Here is a 21897-nt window from a genome sequence, read left to right as displayed (position 1 = left end):
TGATTGATAAAGTTTTAAATTTGCGTTATAAATCAGCAACTTTAGTATTGGATCGCGGTTATTTTTCAAAAGACAATATTCAAAATATTGCTTCTGAAAACAATGACTTTATAATTATGACAAAAACTTATAACAAAAGATTAAGTAATTTATTAAATATCGATGAAGATTTCATTAAATCAAAAATGAAAAAATCAATTTAAACTTGTTTTAGTTATAAAAACAACTAAAAGTTTAAGTTAAAAATAAAAGTCACATCAAAAAATGATGCAACTTTTATGATCGGTGCAGATCAACAATACTATTTTCACATAAACAATAAAAGATATAAAGCTTTTGAATTAAATGAAAATGACATTCAAATGTATGAGAAAATAGCATATAGTAAAAAGCTTCCTCTTGAAATATCGGTGGTTAAAAAAATTGTGAAACATCAAGAAGCCGGATATTACTACAATCAAATGTTATCTAAAAAAACAGAAATTTTAGAATCTTTTGTTAAAACTGGTCTTATTTCACAAAGAGAAATAGATTTAATGCGATCAATTAATGAAGATTTAGAAAAAATAAGAAGAGATATAAATAAAATTGTAATTTTATAAATTATTCTATTCCTAGTAGAACTATTTTTTTTATATTTTTTTATTAGAAATTATGCAAAATGTATACTTAAACAAGTTCAAAATATTGGTCTCATTTTTCATGCTAATTAATGAATTTTGAGCCTCTTTTCTTTTTTTTTTTTTTTTTATCTAAAATATTAAATTAATGTAAAAAACTATACAAAAAATATTTTATTGAGGTGTTTATGAAAAAAACAAATAGAAGAAAAAAAGTTGTAGCCGGAATAATAACTGGTGTTTCAATTGGGGCAACAATTGGAACGGGCTATGTTCTTTTAAATGAAACAATAAAATGAAATCATACAATGGCAAAATTGCAAGCATTAATAAAAAAGATGAATGAGTGGAAAAAACAAAATGAAATTAATAAAAAAACATATACTCATGATCTTTATGCAACCTTTGAAAAAGAACTAAATGAGCTAGACCAATTATTAAATATAAAAGACATCAAAAAAGTAGATGAAATATTAACTAAATTACAATCATCTAAAATTAATTTCAAGAATTATAAAAGTCAATATGATAATCTTGAATTACTTAATGGTGAAGCGATTTCTGAAAAATCGTCATTTAGTGATCTTCTTGCAAACTATGAATCTAAGTACAATAATAAACCTTTTGCTACCAAATATATAGCTATTTACAATCAAGAAAAAACAAATTTGGAAAATCAATACAATAATGCAACCAATGAAGATGGACTTGCAAAAGTAAAAGCCAAAGCTATTGAATTAAAAAACAATCTCCAAGTGTTGTTTAACCTGACAGATGAAATTTTAAATGCAAAAAACATTGATTCAAAATTTCCTTCTGATATCAAAAATAAAGGTATATTTGAAAAAGCAATCAAAGAAGCTGAAAAAATTCTTAATAATCCAAATGCAACCCTTGAGGAAAGACAAAAAGCACTAAATTCTTTACATGAAAAAATTTCAGAATTCCAAAAAACTCTATCATTAGAAAAACAAAACCTAATAAAGCAAATTAATGACTTAGTAAAAGATGCCGAAAATTATAAGAACACAACCCTCGATTATGACAAATATAAAAATTTAGCCAAAAAATTAGACACTGAAATAACCAACATAAAAAACAAGATGAGCAAAGATAATGAAATTGCTACACTAAGAGATATTCTAGAAAAGGCTAAACCACTAAAAAGTGATGCACAACAAATTAAAGAAGCTATTGATGGTTTAATCCAAGAATTACCTTCTTCACAAAAATTATTAAAAGAAATCGAATCAGCTAGTGATTTATTTAGTTCTCAAAAAATTGAGGACGAATTAAAAGATGCAATAAATGTAGGTAATGAAGCTCTAAAAAAACTTGACAAAAATAGTATTACAGAAGCTTTGGCTAATCTAAACAACAAATCAGAACAAGCAAGTGATTTAATTGCAAAACAAAAAGACAAATTAATTAGTGAAATAACTGGCTTAATTGAAAAAGGACATCAACAATTAGATAAAATTAAATCTTCTGATGAATATGAAAATAATAGAGACCAAATTAGCGATGCCATTGAAAAAGCACAGCGAAGCAATAATACTAATACTTTGTTAGGCGATCTAGTTACAAATAAAAATATACTTGATAGTTTATTAACAAAAACTAAAAAGCAAGTTGCAAGAGATAATCTGACCAGAGAAATTGCCATCGCAAAACAAAATCTTAAATATACCAAAGAAAATAATATTATTAGTCCAACTAATGAATTTGAAAAATTCATACAAGATGCTGAAAAAACGCTAGAAACATTAGATAATGAGCAAAAATCCGTAGATGAAATTGAGGTTGAATATAACAACGGTGCTAAAACTTTAAAAGATAGCTACCTTCAAAAATCTAAGGAAGCATCTATAAGCGCACTAGTTGAAGCTAAAGAACTTAACACTGAACTAGAACAAGAAAAATTTAAGGACAAGGGAACTTATCATGTTTCTAAAAAGGATCTACAATCAAGAATAAATTCGGCCGAAGAAACAAATAGCAATGCTAACTCAAATAGTTACAATATTCTTGAAAAACTTAACGAGCTAAATAAAGCAATTAAAGAGGCTAAAAGATTCCGTGATGCTGATGAAAATGAACGCAAGAAAATAATTGAAGAAATTATCAAATTAAAAGAAGACATTATTAGCAAAAAGGATGAGCTAATTGGTGCTCAAAATGGGCTAAAAAATGAAAATTCTGAAAAATATAAGACATTAATCAAGGAATTAGACAAAGTTTTGGAAGATTATAATACTAACATTGAGCCAAATGTTAGCGATTTTGGTGTCGCACGATTAGACGATGTTAAAGTTAATCTAAAAAAAATAATTGATAAAATACCTAAAGAAAAAGAAGAAATCAATAAAAAATTTAGCGAATTAAATACTAAATTGGATGAATTAGTTAAAAAAGCAAATGACTTTGTATCGCAGATGCCAACTGATGAATATAATCCTGAAAAACAAGATCTAAAAGATTTAATAACCAAAACGCAAGATCCCACCAATAGGGATGCTATTGATGAATTAAAACAATTAGTTGAAGATTTTAAGGATAAAAATCGAAAAGCGGAAACAAAAATTATCCAAATTAATTCTAATAAAGATGAAGAAATCGAAAAAATTAATAACAAGATTGCTGAAATAACCGATTTTGCTAATGCAAATAAAGATGAATATCCTCAAATAACAACCCCATTATTAGAATCGCTAAAATTAGTCAAAGACAATAATTATCCAAGTTATAACAATACTATCCAAGAATTACAACAAAAATTATCTAATATCACAAGCGCACTAGATAATGCAAAACAACTGCTTTCAAATACACAAAATAAAGAACAGCTTTCATTATCAACCAACCAACTTGAAGCTATAAAAGATAGCATCAAAAGTAATGATGACGAAATGATGCAACTAAAGCACAACTTAGATGTTGAAATCCAAAAAGCACGTGAAATAATCGCAAAAGAACAAACGGATAAATATACTCAAGAAAAACAAACTATTGATAATCTAAAGCAAAGCGCAGAACAACAAATTATTGATTTTGAGCAAAAATTAACAGAAGCAAAAAGTAGATTTAACCAGGCTAAAGAAAGTGCTAATAGCGTTCTAGAACAAGCAAAAAGTGATCCTAATAGCGCTAACTATGCTGACATCATTACTAAAATCAAAGAAAAGATTAGTCAAAATGATGTTATTGATGAAAACGGTCCTTTAAAAAATATTGATGCTGCAACAGCTGAACTTAATGGTTTAGCAAGTTTTTATAATGCAGAAAAAGAAAAAGCTGATGCTATTACACAAGCTGCTCTTGACAAACTAAATCAAGAAATCGAAAATGCTGAACAAATTAAAAACACAATGGAGCAAGAACCAGATTTAGATACACAAAAAGCAGTGTTAGAAAAAGCAATTGAAGTTGCTAGAACTTCACATATGCAAAATACAAAGTTAACTAATAACGCTATAAAACAAGCTCAAGATACACTAAAGCAAGCAGAGGATGTAGCAAATGACGCCATCAATAAAGCAAATAAGCAAAAAGATGGTATCAGAACAAATATTGCTCAAAAAGAAGTTGAAATTCAAAATTATATTAACAATGTTTTAATAAAACCTGAATATGAAGCTATTAAAAATGATCTAGATGCCTTTTTAAAATCTTATGAGGCAAATGATAAAAATCTTCTAGGGCAAAAAACTAGACAGCAACTAGATGATTTATTAACGCAAATGAATATGCATCTTGATTCTGCTAAACAAAAGAAAGACGAAAAAGATGCAGAAATAAGAGCTAAAAATAAGCAAGCTCTAGCAGAAGCAAAAGAAGCATTAGCAAATGTTTCAAATTCAATAACAAGCAAAGATCCAAAAATGACTGCTTTAAGAGACGAACTTAACCAAGCAATCAGCGAATCAGAAGCAATTATTACAAATGAAGAATCAGATAAATACGTTAGTCAAAAAGAAAAACTAGAAAACCTAAGTAAAAAAGCAGAAACCACAAAAACAGATTTTGCTAAGGAATTACAAAAAACCAAAGAAGCTCATGCGCAAAAAATTCTTGACGTAAGAAATAAAATCTCACAGCTTCAAGCAGATGAAAATGCCGCTAACTTAAATGACGTCATTCAAAAACTTCAGCAAGCAATCACAAATAATCAAATAACTGATGACAACCAACCACTTGCAGATATAAATCACAAAAAGGACACATTGCAAAAAGCAATAGAAACAGCAGAAAATGAAAAAATTATAGCTAACAAAGAAACTGAGGCAGCACTAGATAATTTAGGTAAAACCATAAATGAAGCCAATTCTCTTGCAAGTTCAATGCAATCAGAACCATTGCTAAATGATGCAAAAAATAAATTAGAGCAAACAATAGAAGAAGCAACAGCTAAGAAAAATCACGGTCCTAAAAAACTAACTAATGCCGAAATCAATAATGCTAACAAAAAACTAAGTCAAGCAAAGCAAGAAGCAGAAAATACAATAAATAGTATAAATAAGCAAAAGAGTGAAATAAGAACCCAGATTAATCAAAAAGCAAAGGATATTAAAGATTATGCAGACACTTTAACTAAGAGCGAATATAAGGACATAAAGGATAAACTCACCAAAGCTGTAAGCGATTTTGAAACACAAAACAAAAAAGAGCTAAACAACAAAACCAAGCAACAACTAGATGAAATTTTGAATGATTTAAGTTCAAAATTAACCGAAGCCAAAGCAGAACAAGCTAAAAAAGATGGTGACATTAAGGAATTTAATAAACAACAATTATTAAATTCAAAGGATGCATTAAATAATTTTTCAAGTACAATAACAAGTAACGATTCTGAAATGATCAAATTAAAGGAAGATATTAAAAAGGCTATAGATGAAACAGATAAAATTATAAAAAGTAGTCAATCAGAAAAGTATGAGGAACAAAAGAAAAAACTTGATAATCTAAAAATAACGGCTGAACAGCAAAAGAAACAATTTGATGCAAAAATTCAAGAAGCAAAATCAGAACACGATAAAAAAATAAGGGAAGCTAATGATAAACTAACTGATCTAAGAAATGATGTAAACTCTAATAACTTAACAGAAGTTATTACCAAACTTCAAGAAGAAATCAGCAATAACCAAAGCTCTAGCATTACTGATTCAATTCAAAGCATTAATAGCAAAAAGGAAGCATTACAACATGCTATCCAAATAGCTGAAGCAGAGAAAGCTGAGGTAGACAAAAAAATTAACAAGGATCTTGATGATTTTGAAAAAACATTAGAAAAAGCCAATGCAACAAAAAACGCAATGAATAATGAGCCTGAATTAAATAATCAAAAACAAACGCTTGAACAAGCGATAAATAATGCAAATAACATTAAAAATGCGCATAAAAAAGCTCTAGATTCTCAAATAAAAGAAGCTAATAAAATCCTTGCAGAAGCTGAAAGGGTTGCAAAAGCTGCCCTTGATAATATCAATAACCAAAAATCCGAATTAATAAAGCAGATTCAAATCAAAGCTGACGAAATTCAACAATATAAAAATCAAAATTTATCTAACGATAGTGCTTATGGCCAAATCAAAAATGAACTAGAAACAATCCTAAATAACTACAACAATAACGATAAGACAAATATTAATTCTAAAACTAAACACGACCTAGAACAGATCAAATCTAAACTTGATGCAGCCCTAGAAAAGGCAAAAAGAAATAAAGCGCAAAAAGATGCAGAAATTGCTGAGACAAATAAGAGACAACTTACAAAAGCTAAAAACGATCTGCAGGGTGTTGCAAATCGTATCATAACACGTGACCCTGAAATGACTAAGTTAAAAGAAAAACTTAACTCTGCCATTTCTGAGGCTATAAATGTACTCAACAGAGAAGAACACGAAAAATTTATTGAACAAAAAAATAAATTAAATAATTTAAAAAATGAAGCAAACAGTGCAATAACTAATTTTAATAACAGACTTCATACCGAGCAAGACCTGCATAAGAAAAAGCTTAGAGATGCACAAGCAAAATTAGATTCATTAAAACAAGATTCAAACCACGCAAATTTAGCTACCATAATTAATCAATTGCAACAAATAATTAATACAAATAAATCCATAAAAAATACTGACCCAATTGAAAGCATTTCAGATAAGGCTAGTGCCTTAGAACAAGCAACAACAAACGCTGAAACGCAAAGAGCAGCTGCAAATCAAAAAACCGATGCCGAGATTGCAAAATTAGAAATGATACTTGAAAAAGCAAATGCTACAAAAGCAGAAATGGCTAAGGAACCAGCATTAAGCGATTCAACAACAGCTCTCTCAAATGCTATTAATTTAGCCCAACCAGCAGCCAATAAAACAGCCAAGCTAACTGATGCCCAAATTACCGATGCTAATAGAAGATTAACGGCGGCTGAGGATGTTGCCAAAAAAGCTCTTGATGCTATTAATAAACAAAAAGAAACACTAAGAGCGCAAACTCAACAAAAAGCAGATGCAATTAAAGATTATATAAATTCAATCTTAAATAAAAATGAATACAAAAAAATTAAGCAAGAATTGCAAAAGATTCTTGATACATACAATTCACAAAATAAGCCTAATTTATTAACTAAAACAAAAGCACAATTAGAGGAAATATCTAAAAATTTAGAAGATCAGTTAAATAAGGCTAAACAAAAGAAAGAAAAGCAAGATAGTGATACAAGCATTGCTAATAAGAAAAAAGAAATTAATGAATTAATTGATAAAATTCCTTATCCAGATCCTAAATCTCGTGAAGCAACCCAAGCTAAAAATGCTCTAAAAAATACTGTTAATCAATTAAATAATATCCAAAGTTTAGATCAAAAACAAACTGAGATAACTAAGTTTAGCAGCCATATGCAAACAAAGAAAAATCAGTTAAGTGCTAATGACGGAAATCTAAAATATTCAGAAAATAATGCACAAGCAGTTCAAAAAATAAAACAAAAGCTAAATTCAGCACAAAATATAAATCAAGCTAATAACGCCCTACCAGATGGTTGAGCTAATAAGATTGAAACATACAAAAATGTAATTAATAGTTCATTTAATGATGGACCAGATAAGAACAATTTAATAACAAGATTAAACCAAACTGTTCCTACAACAATAACTGGCAATGACATTTATAATGAAAATCATTTAAAAAATGAAATAATACAAAACTATAAACGTCTTGCAAAAGACAAGATTGGCACTTTAAGCAATATTCCTCAAAATAATAAAAATAATATAAAGAGTAATATCGATAACATACAAGTTCCTAGTGATCATACAAATTTATCTAAAACCATCAATGACATTAAGTCGCTTGTTACAAATGCTACAAGACAAAACTTCAACTTATTTATTAATAAATTAGCATATCCAGAAGATACATCGCAATTAAGAACTGATTCGCTAAATACAAAAGAAAAAATTAAGCAGGCTCTAACATCTAAAATTGATTATTCAAACAAAAATTCTGTAGAAACAACTCTAAATATACTAAAAACAAATATTGATGCATTAAAAAAAGAAATAGATAAAATTAAACCAGAAGCAAAGAAAAATGAATTCTTAACAGAATTTTCTAAGGCTGATCATACTAAAATTTCAACATTATTACAAAAGGTTAGAAAATATAAACAGGATTATAAAAACAAAAAACGTTTAGCTCAAGAAGTTATTTCGCAAATTACTGATCAAAATAAAAAGAAAAAACTGCAAGAAAAATTAGATAACCCAACAAATAGTATCGAAAACTTTGATGCTATTAAAACTGAAGCAGAAAATCAAAAAGAAAAAGAAATTAAGCAAAAGTCTAAGGAACTTCAAAGATCTAAAGATGAAGCAAAGAAAATTGTCGACGAAATTAACTTTCCTAGTGGAAACAAATCTCACGCAAATGAAACTTTGAAACACCAAATTGATCAAGCACAATCAATTGATGAAATTAATAGATTAAATGAAAATAATAAGAAGATAAAAGATGCTGTTAAGAGGGCACTTGAAGCTATTGATAAATTAACAGATAATAATGAAAAAGAAAATTTAAAAAGGGAGCTTGATAGCACCATAAGCATCGATGGCCAAAATAGTGGTATTAAACATATTACCGGTAAGGCTATCATGAAACACCGTGAAGCATTAGAAAAGAAAAAAGGTAATATTCAAAAAGAAATAGAAAAGCAAAAAAATTCGGCAGATAAAAAAGATTTAATAAACCAACTAAAACATATCGAGAGCGAAAAAGACCTTGATATGGTTAAGCAACAACTTAACTTAATTAAGGAAAAAGATAAACTAAAAGATGAAGTTTCAAAACTTGTGTTATTTGATTTATCAAAGCACCCAAATAAAAACGGCCAAACCGGCAGAGGAGGTTTGAACAGCTCACAGTTATCAATGCTTAACAAAAGAATTTCTGATGCAACAACCGACCACGAACTGCAAACTATTAAGGTAGATATAGAAAGACAGAAACAAGCCGAGCTTAATGATTTAAAATTACAGCGAGCTAACGGTGGTTTTGAAACAAACCTTTATACAGGAGAATCAACCTTTAATGATTATAGTGAAATGAAGAAATCATTATTCTCTATTATTTCGAATATAAAAATAATAAAAGGACTACAAAATTCCGGCGCACAACAGCAATTCTTTAATAATGGAACACAATTGCAAAATAAAATACTTTACCAAACAAATACATTAGAAGAATATAAAAGAGTTAAACAGGAAGTTGAAAATTTTACTAAACGTTGAGAAGATGATAGCAAAACTAAGAATTGAACATTCTTCTTTATTGAAAGAGTTGAAAAACATTCTACACAAAGCCCGCCTGAAGCCGGTCCATTCCCAGTAAATGTTGCGAGCGAACATATTAATCATATTAAATCAATATTTGCAAAACAAGAAACAACACGTGAACAAGCCATAAAAGCAGAAAATGATTATTTAAAACATATATTCTTTAATGCAAGAAGATTAAAGAAGCTTGATTATGACTATCTACAATTTATTAAAGACTTAAAATTAAATCCATTCTTGGATGAAAATGAAAAATCAAGACTTGATGCGCAATTTGACAAATTTAAGAAAGCTCCTGATATAAACAGCAAAGCAATAGTAGCTCTTGATATTGATCCTAGCTTGATTGGAAAAAGAACTAATACAAGGGATTTCTGAAGATCAAGTTCACAAATTGATTTTGTTGAATATTGAGTTTCGATGGTTGCTGAAGCATCAGAAAATGTAATTAGTCAAGAAAACAAATATATATGAATTGATAAAATTGCTCTAACTATTGATGAAAGAAAAGAAGTTGCTAAAAAACTATGGAATGAGTTTAAAGCAAAATATAAGGATACGCTACTAAAAGACGTTCTATTAGATAAAGACGGGTTTCCTCAAAGACATGCACCGTTCTTTGAATAAAATATTTTATTGCAACATTAATTAATGATTTTCATAAATTAATAACTTAAACTTTTAACATTTTTTATAACTAAACAATAAAATAAAGGGAAAATGCTGATTTATTAAAAGAATCAGCATTTTTTACTTTTTTTGACCTCGAATATATAATAATTTAGTTATAAATAAACTAAAGAAAAATGAGGTAAAAATGATACTAAAAGGCCAAAGAGTTAAAATGCCTAAAAATGTCAAAATCATTAGAAAAGATGATAATAAATATGTATATTATTAGAAGATGATAAAAAAATATCATTCGTTGCTTATACCAGGCAATATTTGGCAATGACTAAAATTTTAAAAGATTTGTATATAGATGAACAATTCCCGTGTTTCCCACTTTAAGCATAAAAAAATAAATATTCCATTTTTATGGAGTTTATTAAGTTAAAATAAAAGAATTTTTTCAGTAGTGTAGAAAATTTTGTGTAAATTAATCACTAGCCTACCTTTTAGTAAGAGATTTGAGTATAGCAATTACACAAATCTAAATTTATTATGCAAAAACAACCAAACAACATGACAAAATTTGATAAATTTTCTTCCAAATATGTTGTTGGGATATTTTAATTATTTAATCTTCTTTTTCAAAAATAATTTGTAACTGATTAAAAACAGGCCCTCAATTAGGGATAAGGTACCAAAAATAATAAATTAAAAAGTCCTTTTGGACTTTTTAATTTATTGATTCCAAGTCATAAATGGCTTTTTCAATATTAATCCCAATAATATTATGGACATAATGATAAACTGATGATTCTTTGTTTAAAAAAGCATCATTTGCGGTTTTTATTTTAATGAAATAATTTTCATGAAGCTGAATATTTGCATTAACGTCACATTTATATACTGTTTCTAATAGATATTTAAATTCTTTCTCAGCAATTTCTTGGTCGCAAAAAACATAAAATGGTCAAAAATTATTTTCTTTATATTTAAACGTAATTAATGTTCCGCCTTTTCCATCATTGTTTATTATTTCACGAATTTTTTTTAACTGTTTTAATTTAAAATAAGAAATTTTTTTATTGGCAGTGATATTTTTAATAAAAACAGCATCTTTATTAAACTGACTATAAAACAATTCATAAGAACAAATGAAATATAAACTTTCCTCAAAGTAGAAATTATATTGAGTTTCTTCATTGCTTATGTATGATTCATAATCAATAGAATTATAAAACGGAGATCTTGCAATTTTTTTATAAATAACAAAATCACCTAAATCAAGAATTGGTAATATATCATAATCTTCTTGATTTTTTATAGGACTTAATAAACGTGTGCAAATCATTTCTTTCTCCTTAAAATAAAAACCACAAGACACTGCACTTCTCGATATGGCTGCTATATCTCTATCCTGACCAATTTACAAGGTTACCGTTCTCATGGCTTTATTATTATACTATATTTGCAAGCATTTTATTATATTAAATTAATCCAAAAAAACACTTTGAATAAACTGCTTTATTTGCAACATTAACAAATGTCCTAAAATAAATTATAAAATGCGCCGAAGCGCAAATTTTAACGTCTGTTGTAATATTCAACAATTAATGATTCATCAATTTCTTTTGCAAACTCATTTCTTTCTGGCATTCTTGTATATGTAAACTTATTCCCATCACGAGTTAATCATGCAGCGGTTGTCATAACTTCAAGAGCGTCTTTAACATTTGCATTATTTTCTAATGAAGATTTAAGTTCGATTACAGAACCTGGTTTAATAATCATTGAAGGTATGTTTGCCTTATGTCCATCAACAACTACGTGATTATGGTTTACAAATTGTCTAGCCTGAGCTCTAGTACGAGCAAATCCTGCTCTAAATACTAGGTTGTCTAGTCTAGATTCGACTAGTTGCAATAAATTAATACCTGTAACACCATCTTTTCTAGCGGCAATAGTAAATAGATTTTTGAATTGTCTTTCATTTAAACCATACATAAATCTAACTTTTTGCTTTTCATACATATGCAATTGGTAATCAGAAGGTTTTGATCTTTTGGCACCATGTTGACCAGGTGCAGTCATTCTCTTCTTACCCTTTGTGAATTCTTTATTATTTTCTAGAAGCGATGTTCCATATCTTCTAGATTTTTTAAAAATTGATCCTAAGAATCTTGACATATTTTTTTTCCTTTCAATATGCAAAGACAATTAAATAATTCTTAATTTATATTTTTTTCTCTAATGATTTCGGTTAAACAGCTTCCTTACTATCAAATTTATAAAACAAAGAAAAAACTTTTAAATAATATTATTTATGCTGTTGTCAATGCTTTACAATTATACCTTATTTTTATTGCCAATAACTAATTATTTTCGCAAGAAATATTTATTCAGCCAAATTAATCAATGGTTTATCATATTTAATTGTAAATTTATACATAAACTTCTTGATTTTTTTTGCAATATTACCTCTAGTATTATTTTTTTCTTGAATCACAAAAATTAATTTTTCGTATTTAGCGTCATATTTAATAGCCATTCATTCTCTTTGCTCAAAATTAAACTTTGCGACATACTTTGTATCACTATCCTTAAAATTTTTTCTAACATCTTCAATTGTGCTAACTTTTAATTGTGCAATTGAATCCTGCATATATAATTTAGTCTCAAAGTCAACAACATTTGATGGATGACAATCATAAACAAATTCACTAATAATCAATTTATTTGATAGGTCCAAATTTTGGTCACATATATCATCATATCTCATTTCTTGAGTTTGATAATAATTTAACATATCGACTAAAATATTAAAAAATAAAAATGCATCATACTTGATTTTTTTATCATTACTAAAATAAACCTGATAATCTTCATTAAAAAACATAAAATCAGGTTTTTCTATATTTTTTGAATCAAATTTTCAACTAAAACCAAGATTAATTTTATATTTATTAGCTATGTTTGTAATATTCTCCTTCTTACAAAGATTTGATGTAGCAATGCTTTTTAGATTTTTAAAGTCATTGTTTGTATTTGTATAATTATTAGTAAAGGATAAATAATTTATCACAAGGTCAGAGATATCAACCAAATCATATTGAATAAAATATTTTTGTTTATTATTTCTTCTATATAAATAGACCTTTTCATAGTCAAACGAAAATTTAAAAATATAATCGACATTTTTAAGTAATGCAAGTTTAAAAATTGAAAATTTCAAATAATTAGGCTTATCAAGCTTAAATGTATCTTTTAAAACTGTATAAGCAATATCATTTTTTCCAAGAATTTTCTTAACAAATGAATCTTGTAGTGCGCTGGAAATTACACCTATTTTGAGAATATGATTAGCGTTTTTAGTAAAGTTTTTACTTAAAAGAAAATCAGTGTATTCCTTTAATATTTTCCTAAAATTTAAATTACGCATTTGCGTATTGCTATCCTTAACTAAGTCTATTGATACTTTTGTATATTCGTCTAGAATATATTCAATTATTTTATGATTTAATGGTTCATTATTCTTACCATATAACGAAATAGCAAAATTATTATTATCATATTTATGAAGATATATGATAACCACAAAAGCTTCGCTAACACTGTTTGTAAATGAACAAAATGCTCTACTAACAGGTTCATTTTTCTCATAACCATATGAGTCTATATGATCACCATTGATTTTATCAATTAATTCATTTTCAAAAAAAGCTAAAAATTTATGGCTGCCATCATTTGCAATTAAAATTGATTTTTTATCCTTGCTAACATTAGATAAAACATTCTTAATAGCAAATCCTAATAATTTAATAGTAACCTCATTAAAGTTATCATATCCTGCCTTAATTTTAGCAATAATGTGATTGTTTCTACTAACGAAATTACTATTTATTTTATTGTTTGTAGATTCATAGAAATTAGGAAATAATTTCAGCTTCATATTTTTTATCCTTTATTTTATAAGTTCTTCTAGCTTAACAAGAAATTCATCTATTGCTTGTTTTGGTGATATATCCCTTCTTATTTTTTCAATAAGGTTATTCTCAACTAATATTTTAATATATTCCCTAAATTTAGATTCTTTTATATCGATGAGATCACTAAAGGGGATCAGGTCATTATCAAAGATATTTTTTAAAACTAAATCATTCGCAGTATTTGAATAGTTGTGTTTTTTTATCTCATTTTTAAAATTTTTTGTAGGAAAAATATAATCAAGTTGATAGCTCAAATATTCAATTGGCGTTAAATAAAGAGGCCTCCCATCAATAATTTGCTCATGCCTATTATTTTGATTATACATTCAATCTAAAAAAAGATTTATGACCTCATTTTTCGCGCCTACAGCCGATTTGATTGCAGAGAGAAATAAACCTTGGATAAAAAATGAGCCTTTTTTATCTTCTTTAGTTTTACGATGAGGCACATCTAAAATCAAAAAATCATCCTGATGATTTAAGAAATATTTTAGATTATACTTATATGCTCTAGTTGTTATGAACGTAAAAAGTTGGTCTTGTAGCCCTTCAATAGTTATTTTTTTTGTAACATCAATATCAATTTTTTTTGATTTTAGGGCAGTATAGAAGTTCATAAGAGTTTCTCTAAATTCCTCATACTCATTTCTATTTATTTTAAAAATATTGGCATAATCTATTTTAAAATCTTGATTGTATTTAAGAAAATAATTATTAAAGTCAGATCCAGCTTTTTTAAATAAGGTCTCAAAAATATAATTTTCGATATGCTTAACAAATAAAATACTTGTATTATCCTCATTAATTTCCATTTTTTTTATAAGATCAACAAACTCATTAAACATATCATCATAGCAAAGTATTTTATTACTTAAATAATTAATTAATTCCTCATTTTTTTTATCTGCACTAGTTGGTATGAAACTTCTTATTATATTAATAATTTTAAAATTTTTAAATCTAGCTAAAAAAGACTCTGATGATTCTTTGATTTTGTCATAAATTGAATAAAAATAATTAATTAATAATCTTTTATTGACAATAAGCATCTCTGAACTAATGCCAACAGGTAGGCTAAAAATTTCATTTTGATTATCAAAACCAAGACGATTATTATAATCTAAAATCTTTTTCTCAATATTGCTCTTTTTTGCAATATCGGTTAGTTCAACTAATCGGTTATTATAATGAATAGCCGAAACAATAGAAGGGTAGGAAAGAATTAAGGAAGGTGTTCTACTATCTTTGATATTTAGCTCTAAAATAACTTTATTATTAATGTTTTTTTTGTCAAATGAGTTGCGAATTCTAATCTTGTGATTGGCATATTTTGAATCAAGGGTATCATTGAATTTATTAACTAACTCTACAATAGTGGCAAATGCTTTCTTTTCATGGGTTTCTACAAACGGAACCATTAAATTAACATTATCATCTTCGCTGACTTGACAAGAATTACAAAAAGCCACGCTGAGTGGCAAAAAAATCGTAGGAATAATTTTAAAAATTGTTTTCTTTGACATACTTATTATTTGATAATACGTGAGGAAATAACTCTTGCCGCAATAGTGCCGTCATTAGTTGCAGTTGTAATTTGTCTGATATCCTTAGCTACAACATCACCAACGGCAAAGATATTTTTGGATTGTGTCTCCATATTTTTATCAACTATTATAAAACCACGCTCATCTAACATTTCTTTGTTAGAAATAAACGATGTCGCAGCCTTAAAACCAATATAAGGAAAAACCGCCTTAATATTCATTTCTTGAATATTTCCATCAATTTTGACAATAATACTTTCTAATTTATCTTCACCTTGAAGTTTTAATATTTCAGAGTTATAATGAATATAAATATTTGCATGCTTTTTTGCATCGTTAATAATTTTTGCTTCAGCTCTAACTATGTCTCTTACAAAAATGTGCACCTCTGATGCGGTTGCTGCTAAAAAAGTCGATTCTTCAAATGCTGAGTTTCCACCACCAATAATTGCACATGGTTCATTTTTATATAAGGCGCCATCACATACAGCACAATAAGAAACTCCACGTCCCCTAAATTTTTCAATATTTTCAATTGATATTGGTACTAAATTAGTCATTCCACTAGCAATAACAACAACTTGTGCATAATACTCATCACCGTTTTCTAAAATAACTAATTTTTCATTATCGCTAATGTTCCTAATTTCTACAACTTTTCCATAAATATATTTGGCTCCATTTTTTCTTGCTTGATTTAACATACTTGTTGCTAATTCAAAACCACTTATAAAATCAAAACCAGGATAGTTTTCAATCTTAGATTGTTGAGCGATTTTACCGCCGGGAACAGATGATTCAATAAAAGCTACATTATACTCATTTCTAGATAAATATAAAGCTGCTGTTAAACCAGCTGGACCTGCACCAATAATTAAAACATCAAATACTTTTTTCATTTTTCTCCTTTTTTAAAAAAATAAACATTAGTTTTTTAGGCTAACGTTATTTTTTGATCCTCTGCTTCTTTACGACTTATTAGATCTCTTCTTAATAGACCTTTGTTGTCATTTTTAGGTTCATAAACAATAAAGTAGAATATTTTATGAGTTCATTCTTTCTTATATTTATACACCTTATAAACATTAAAGTTTAGCTTAATTACAAATTCAAATAGAATTAATAAAACCGTACCAACGACCATATATAAAGCTGAAATTACCTTATAGATACCATAATTATCTTGACGTAATGGTTCCATTCCAAAACGTAGAATTCCATAAAAAATAATATATAATGCCCCAGTAGTTCCGGGTCTTAATCAGTTGTAATTGTTTAAAATTCAAACAAGCAAGATATAAGCAAATAAGTTAGCAATTGATTCATATAGGAATAATGGAAGACGATAGTGTCCATTAATAAACATATGGTCTCTAATCAACTTAGGTAATATCTTAAATGCAAACGATGTTTCAGACATAATTTGTCCATAAACTTCATGATTAGCAAAGTTTCCTCAACGACCGATAGCTTGACCAATGAAAACAGCAGGTAAAATAATAGAAAATGCTTTTCTTAAATTTATCCTCTTTGGATTTTTTGAAAATACAATGTATAATACACAACAAATTGTAGCAGTAATAACCCCACCATGAATAGATAAACCTCCTTGCCATACATAAAATATTGTATATCAAGGCCCATTTGGTCATCCTCTATGTTCAATTAGTTGTTGAACGACAAAGATAAATCTCGCACCAACAATAGCGGTAGGCAAAGCAATAAAAATCAGAATTGCTAATTGCTCAAAGGAATATTTTTCTCTTCTTCAGAAATAAGCAACTGTCAGTATTGCACATATCATACCTAACATTAAAGTTAAAGAATATACGTGAAAAGGGCCAACTTGAAGACTAACGCCTGCATAATCCTTCATACTTTCTCCCTTCATAATAAAAAATAATAAAGAATTACTTATATATAATTTATATAAAATTATATTTTAATTTAATAAATTTTTATGATGATTTTAATATCTTACTTAAATACTGACCAGTATATGAGTAGCTAACATCAGCAACTTGTTCAGGTGTTCCAGTTGCAACGATATTGCCTCCATACTTACCTCCATCAGGGCCCAAATCAATAATATAGTCGGCACTCTTAATTACATCGAGGTTATGTTCAATAACTATAACTGTATCGCCATTATCGACAATTCTATTCAAAACATTCAATAAATTTTGTACGTCATAAGAATGAAGGCCAGTTGTTGGTTCATCTAAAATATATAACGATTTACCAGTAGGTTTCTTTTGCAAATAAGTTGCTAATTTAACTCGTTGTGCTTCGCCACCAGATAATGTTGTTGCATTTTGTCCAAGTTTTATGTATCCTAAACCCACATCAATTAATGTTTGCAATTGATCTCTAATTTTAGATTTTTGAATAAAGAATGTATATGCCTTTTCGATAGTCATATTTAGCACATCATTTATTGACTTTCCATGATATTTTACTTCAAGAGTTTCATAATTATATCTTTGGCCATCACAGTGATCACATGTCACATATACATCGGGTAAAAAATGCATTTCAATTTTAATAACTCCATCACCCTCACATTTATCGCATCTACCTCCGGGTATATTAAATGAAAATCTTGATTTAGTAAATCCTCTAATTTTTGATTCTTCTAAATTAGCAAATATTTCTCTAATATCATCAAATACACCAGTATATGTAGCAGGATTAGATCTTGGTGTTCTCCCAATTGCACTTTGGTCAATTTTAATTAACTTATCGACTTCTAAAAATCCATTAATTTTTTCGTTTTTAACAAGGCTATAATAAGTCTTTCTATTCAACGCATTTTCCAATTCCTTAACCAATTCTTGATTAATTAAGGAAGATTTACCAGACCCAGAAACACCAGTAATTGCAATAAATTTACCTAACGGAAATTTTAGCGTTATATTTTTTAGATTATTAGCAGTAGCTTTTTTTAATGTTAATACTTTACCATTACCAGAACGCCTTGATTTTGGCACCTTAATTTCAAGTTTTTTTGCAAGATATTGGCCAGTAATACTCTCATTTGTACTCATTATTTTTTGAATATTGCCACTAGCAACAATTTCTCCACCGTATTCACCGGCTTTTGGACCAATATCAACTATAAAATCAGCATGTCTTATTGTATCTTCGTCATGTTCAACAACAATCAAGGAATTACCTAAATTAACCATTTTTCGCAATGAATTCAGTAATTTTTCATTATCTTTTTGGTGCAAACCAATTGAGGGTTCATCCAAAACATATAAGACACCTGTTAAATTAGCACCAATCTGTGTTGCTAACCTAATTCTTTGAGCTTCACCGCCAGAAAGCGTTTCTGCTTTTCTATTTAGGGTTAAATATTGTAATCCAACATTGATAAGAAAATCTATTCTATGGTTTATTTCTTGCAAAATAAGATTAGTTATTTCTTTTTCGAGGTCAGTCATTATTATATTATTAATAAATTCTTTAAGTTCTTCAATGGACATATTGCATAATTCATATATATCCAAACCATTAATTTTAGTAGCAAGGGCAAATTTATTCAATCTTTTTCCGTAGCATTCATCACATTGAGTATCAGACAAATAACGAGAATAATACATTCGCATTTCATTTGATGAAGTATCAAGGTATTTACGCTCAATTTTTTCACAAACACCTTCAATCCTTTTGTTACGTTCATATTTAATTCCATTTTCAGAAATAATAGTATAGGAAATTTCCTCCATCGAGCCATATTTTAAAATATTTATATGTTCCTTAGATAAATCACCTATTGGCACGTCTTTTGGAATACCATAGTAGCCTAACATTCTATCAAATTCCTGCCACTCAAGATTGCGAGAATTAATGATATTTTTATAAATTAATATTGCACCTTCATTTATTGACATTGTTTTATCTGGACATATTAAATCTCATGATGCTTTTTGCAAGACACCAAGTCCCTTGCATTTATAACACATTCCATTTGGTGAGTTAAATGAAAAAAGTCGTGGTTCAATTTTTGGCATATTAAAATCGCCGTATTTACAGCTATGTGTTGTTGAATATGTGTTTGTTTGCCCTCCAACAACCTCAATAGTCACCAATCCATTAGAATAAGATAAAGCAATCTCGACAGCCTCAGCAACACGTGACATAGTTTCTTTATCATTTGATAAACTAAAGCGGTCAATGATTAAGTCGATGTTTCACCTTTTATTCTTATCCAAAATTGGGTCTTTTTCTAGTTCCAAAATAGTACCATTAGCTTTTATTCTGAGAAAACCGTCCTTTTTTAGTTTTGCTAACGTAGTAGCAAAAGATCCCTTTTGATTATTAATTATTGGAGATAATATAAATATTTTAGAACCCTCATTTTGCGACAAAACATAATTAATAATATCTCGGCTTTTTTGCGCTGTAATTTCAATTTTATGATTTGGACAATAAGGTTTTGCTATTCTTGCATATAACAATCTCAAAAAATCATAAATTTCCGTTACTGTGCCAACAATACTACGAGGATTATTGTGGACCGTTTTTTGCTCAATAGAAATGGCAGGACTCAATCCTTCAATACTATCCACATCAGGTTTTTTTGTTCCACCTAAAAATTGTTTAGCATAATTTGATAAGCTATCAACATACCTTCTTCTACCCTCTTCATAGATGGTATTGAATGCTAGCGAACTCTTTCCAGACCCTGAAAGCCCGGTGAAAACGACAAATTTATTTCTTGGTATTTCAAGATTAACATTTTTTAAATTATTTTCTCTTGCATTTTTAATAATAATATTATTATGTTTCATAATATAGAATTATATTAATAAAATAGTGTTTTTAAATAGTAAATAAAAAATTAAAAAATGAATATCTATAATAAAATACGATATTCATGATTGATTGATTTGATTTCTAATTATTTAATAATGAATGTTTACCATTTTAAATTAAGAATATTTATTATCATATTTAAAAAAATAGACCATTTTTAGCTTAATTAGGGCCCATTTTTTTATATTTCTATAATACAAGCAAATAATGAAAATAATATATTATAAGAACTAACCTAATTTATTTCATCTTCATCTACTGTTTCTTGTTCTTGCTCTCTTGTTTTTTCTCTTCCTGACTTCTTTTCTCTATATATTTCAAGCACAGTTCTTATAAATGACTCATCTTCAAAGTCCGTAATGTTCATTGCGGGCACACCAGGAACAAAAGTTCCTTGTTTAACCTGAGCAACAAATTCCTTCAATGTTTGAACGATTTCTGCTTCATCAATTCCCATATCAATTAAAGGCTCAACGAAACTTTCTATAAATGCGTATCTCAAATCATCACGAGTTTGAATTTTTGAAGTATCAAAAGGCAAGTCTAAATCACCATTCTTAACTTTTTCAATCATTTCTTTCTCAGATTTTGCATATTTTTCAGGATTATTTAGAATTTCTTGAATTTTCTTTACATCATTATGTTCAGATTCCGATAATTCTTTCGAACCAAAGAAATTACCTATTGAACCCATATTAAGCAACTCATGGTCATTTAAACTAGGGGCAATGTATTCAAAGTATGACTGATATATTTTATCTTTACTTCTTCATTCAAAAATTGATGAAATTTCTTTAGATATGGTTGAAAGTTCTAATCTTGAAAGAAGACCGAAATCAAAAAATTCCGTCGTAGCTGAAACTTCCCCAAAGGAAGGAACAAGAGAATTATGGAAAGCATATACGTAATTATTATCATATAAAGATTTTGCTAGTTGCATACCAAAAACGCTTGTGTTTTTACTATTTTCGACCCTATTTGTTTTATTAAATTTTAATGAATGTTTTAATACCGCATCTGTGTTTTGTTTTAGCATAGCGCTAAATCTTTCAGCCAATGATACACCAGCGTATTTAATGCCCTTCTTAAGAGTAAATTCAAACGAAACAACCGAAAAATCAGATAATATTGCTGTAAAATAATTTGATTTCTTATCAAGATATTCTATTTTTTTGAATAAAAAGTCATCAACATTGACAATCAAGCCTTTTTGAGCTCTTGTTTCAAAAGTTATTTCTCTAAGTTCTTTCTCATCAAATTCACTTGTATCAAAGATTGGATAATATGGATTCTTATTATATCCATAGAAAGATAGAATTAATCTACCCAATTCCTCAAATGTTAAATTATCAGATATAATTAGTTCTAACGGCTGATCTTCGCCCAAAAAGTCAACTAGTTTAACATTAGTTTCATTAAAAAAAGGAGATAATTTATTAATATTATTAACCTTTAAAATATAATTTTGTCCAATTCTTGTTACCTTCAT

General features: G+C 27.9%; 11 protein-coding genes and 1 other RNA gene. 3 read left to right on the top strand and 9 right to left on the bottom strand.

Annotation, left to right across the window (positions count from 1 at the left end; translation table 4 throughout):
- The 3 genes from ACWXVS_RS01985 to ACWXVS_RS01975 all read left to right on the top strand — a co-directional run.
- The coding region (locus ACWXVS_RS01985) for a hypothetical protein (RefSeq protein WP_455994769.1) at nt 1-203 on the top strand (203 nt) is incomplete at its 5' end.
- A gap of 75 nt (nt 204-278) precedes the next feature.
- Nucleotides 279-602 carry a hypothetical protein gene (locus ACWXVS_RS01980; RefSeq protein ID WP_455994767.1) on the top strand — a complete coding sequence of 108 codons (324 nt, stop codon included), beginning with the start codon at nt 279-281 and terminating at the stop codon, nt 600-602.
- 206 nt (nt 603-808) lie between these two features.
- On the top strand, nt 809-10075 hold the full coding sequence (locus tag ACWXVS_RS01975; protein ID WP_455994766.1) for a hypothetical protein: 9267 nt from the start codon (nt 809-811) through the stop codon (nt 10073-10075).
- Nucleotides 10076-10790: 715 nt separating this feature from the next.
- Here ACWXVS_RS01975 and ACWXVS_RS01970 read toward each other — a convergent pair.
- From ACWXVS_RS01970 to ACWXVS_RS01930, 9 genes are all read right to left on the bottom strand, one after another.
- Nucleotides 10791-11408, bottom strand: coding sequence for a hypothetical protein (locus ACWXVS_RS01970; RefSeq protein WP_455994764.1), 618 nt, complete (start codon nt 11406-11408; stop codon nt 10791-10793).
- Between the two features lie 10 nt (nt 11409-11418).
- An RNA gene (gene ffs, locus ACWXVS_RS01965) (signal recognition particle sRNA small type) lies at nt 11419-11514 on the bottom strand.
- A 127-nt stretch (nt 11515-11641) separates the two neighbouring features.
- Complete coding sequence (gene rpsD / locus ACWXVS_RS01960; protein WP_438340744.1) at nt 11642-12244, bottom strand: 30S ribosomal protein S4; 603 nt, start codon at nt 12242-12244, stop codon at nt 11642-11644.
- Nucleotides 12245-12452: 208 nt separating this feature from the next.
- On the bottom strand, nt 12453-14006 hold the full coding sequence (locus tag ACWXVS_RS01955) for a hypothetical protein (protein WP_438340743.1): 1554 nt from the start codon (nt 14004-14006) through the stop codon (nt 12453-12455).
- A 12-nt stretch (nt 14007-14018) separates the two neighbouring features.
- Nucleotides 14019-15566, bottom strand: coding sequence for a hypothetical protein (locus ACWXVS_RS01950; protein WP_455994762.1), 1548 nt, complete (start codon nt 15564-15566; stop codon nt 14019-14021).
- Between the two features lie 5 nt (nt 15567-15571).
- A complete protein-coding gene (locus tag ACWXVS_RS01945; protein WP_455994760.1) occupies nt 15572-16486 on the bottom strand; it encodes an NAD(P)/FAD-dependent oxidoreductase in 915 nt (304 codons plus the stop codon).
- Nucleotides 16487-16521: 35 nt separating this feature from the next.
- Nucleotides 16522-17463, bottom strand: a complete 942-nt coding sequence (gene lgt, locus ACWXVS_RS01940) for a prolipoprotein diacylglyceryl transferase (RefSeq protein ID WP_455994758.1) — start codon at nt 17461-17463, stop codon at nt 16522-16524.
- 82 nt (nt 17464-17545) lie between these two features.
- Nucleotides 17546-20383 carry an excinuclease ABC subunit UvrA gene (gene uvrA, locus ACWXVS_RS01935; protein ID WP_455994756.1) on the bottom strand — a complete coding sequence of 946 codons (2838 nt, stop codon included), beginning with the start codon at nt 20381-20383 and terminating at the stop codon, nt 17546-17548.
- Between the two features lie 260 nt (nt 20384-20643).
- Entirely contained in the window at nt 20644-21897 is a 1254-nt protein-coding gene (locus ACWXVS_RS01930; protein ID WP_455994754.1) for a hypothetical protein, read from the bottom strand.

Source organism: Mycoplasma sp. 327 (genome assembly GCF_053851655.1).
This window is presented reverse-complemented; position numbering and strand designations above follow the sequence as displayed.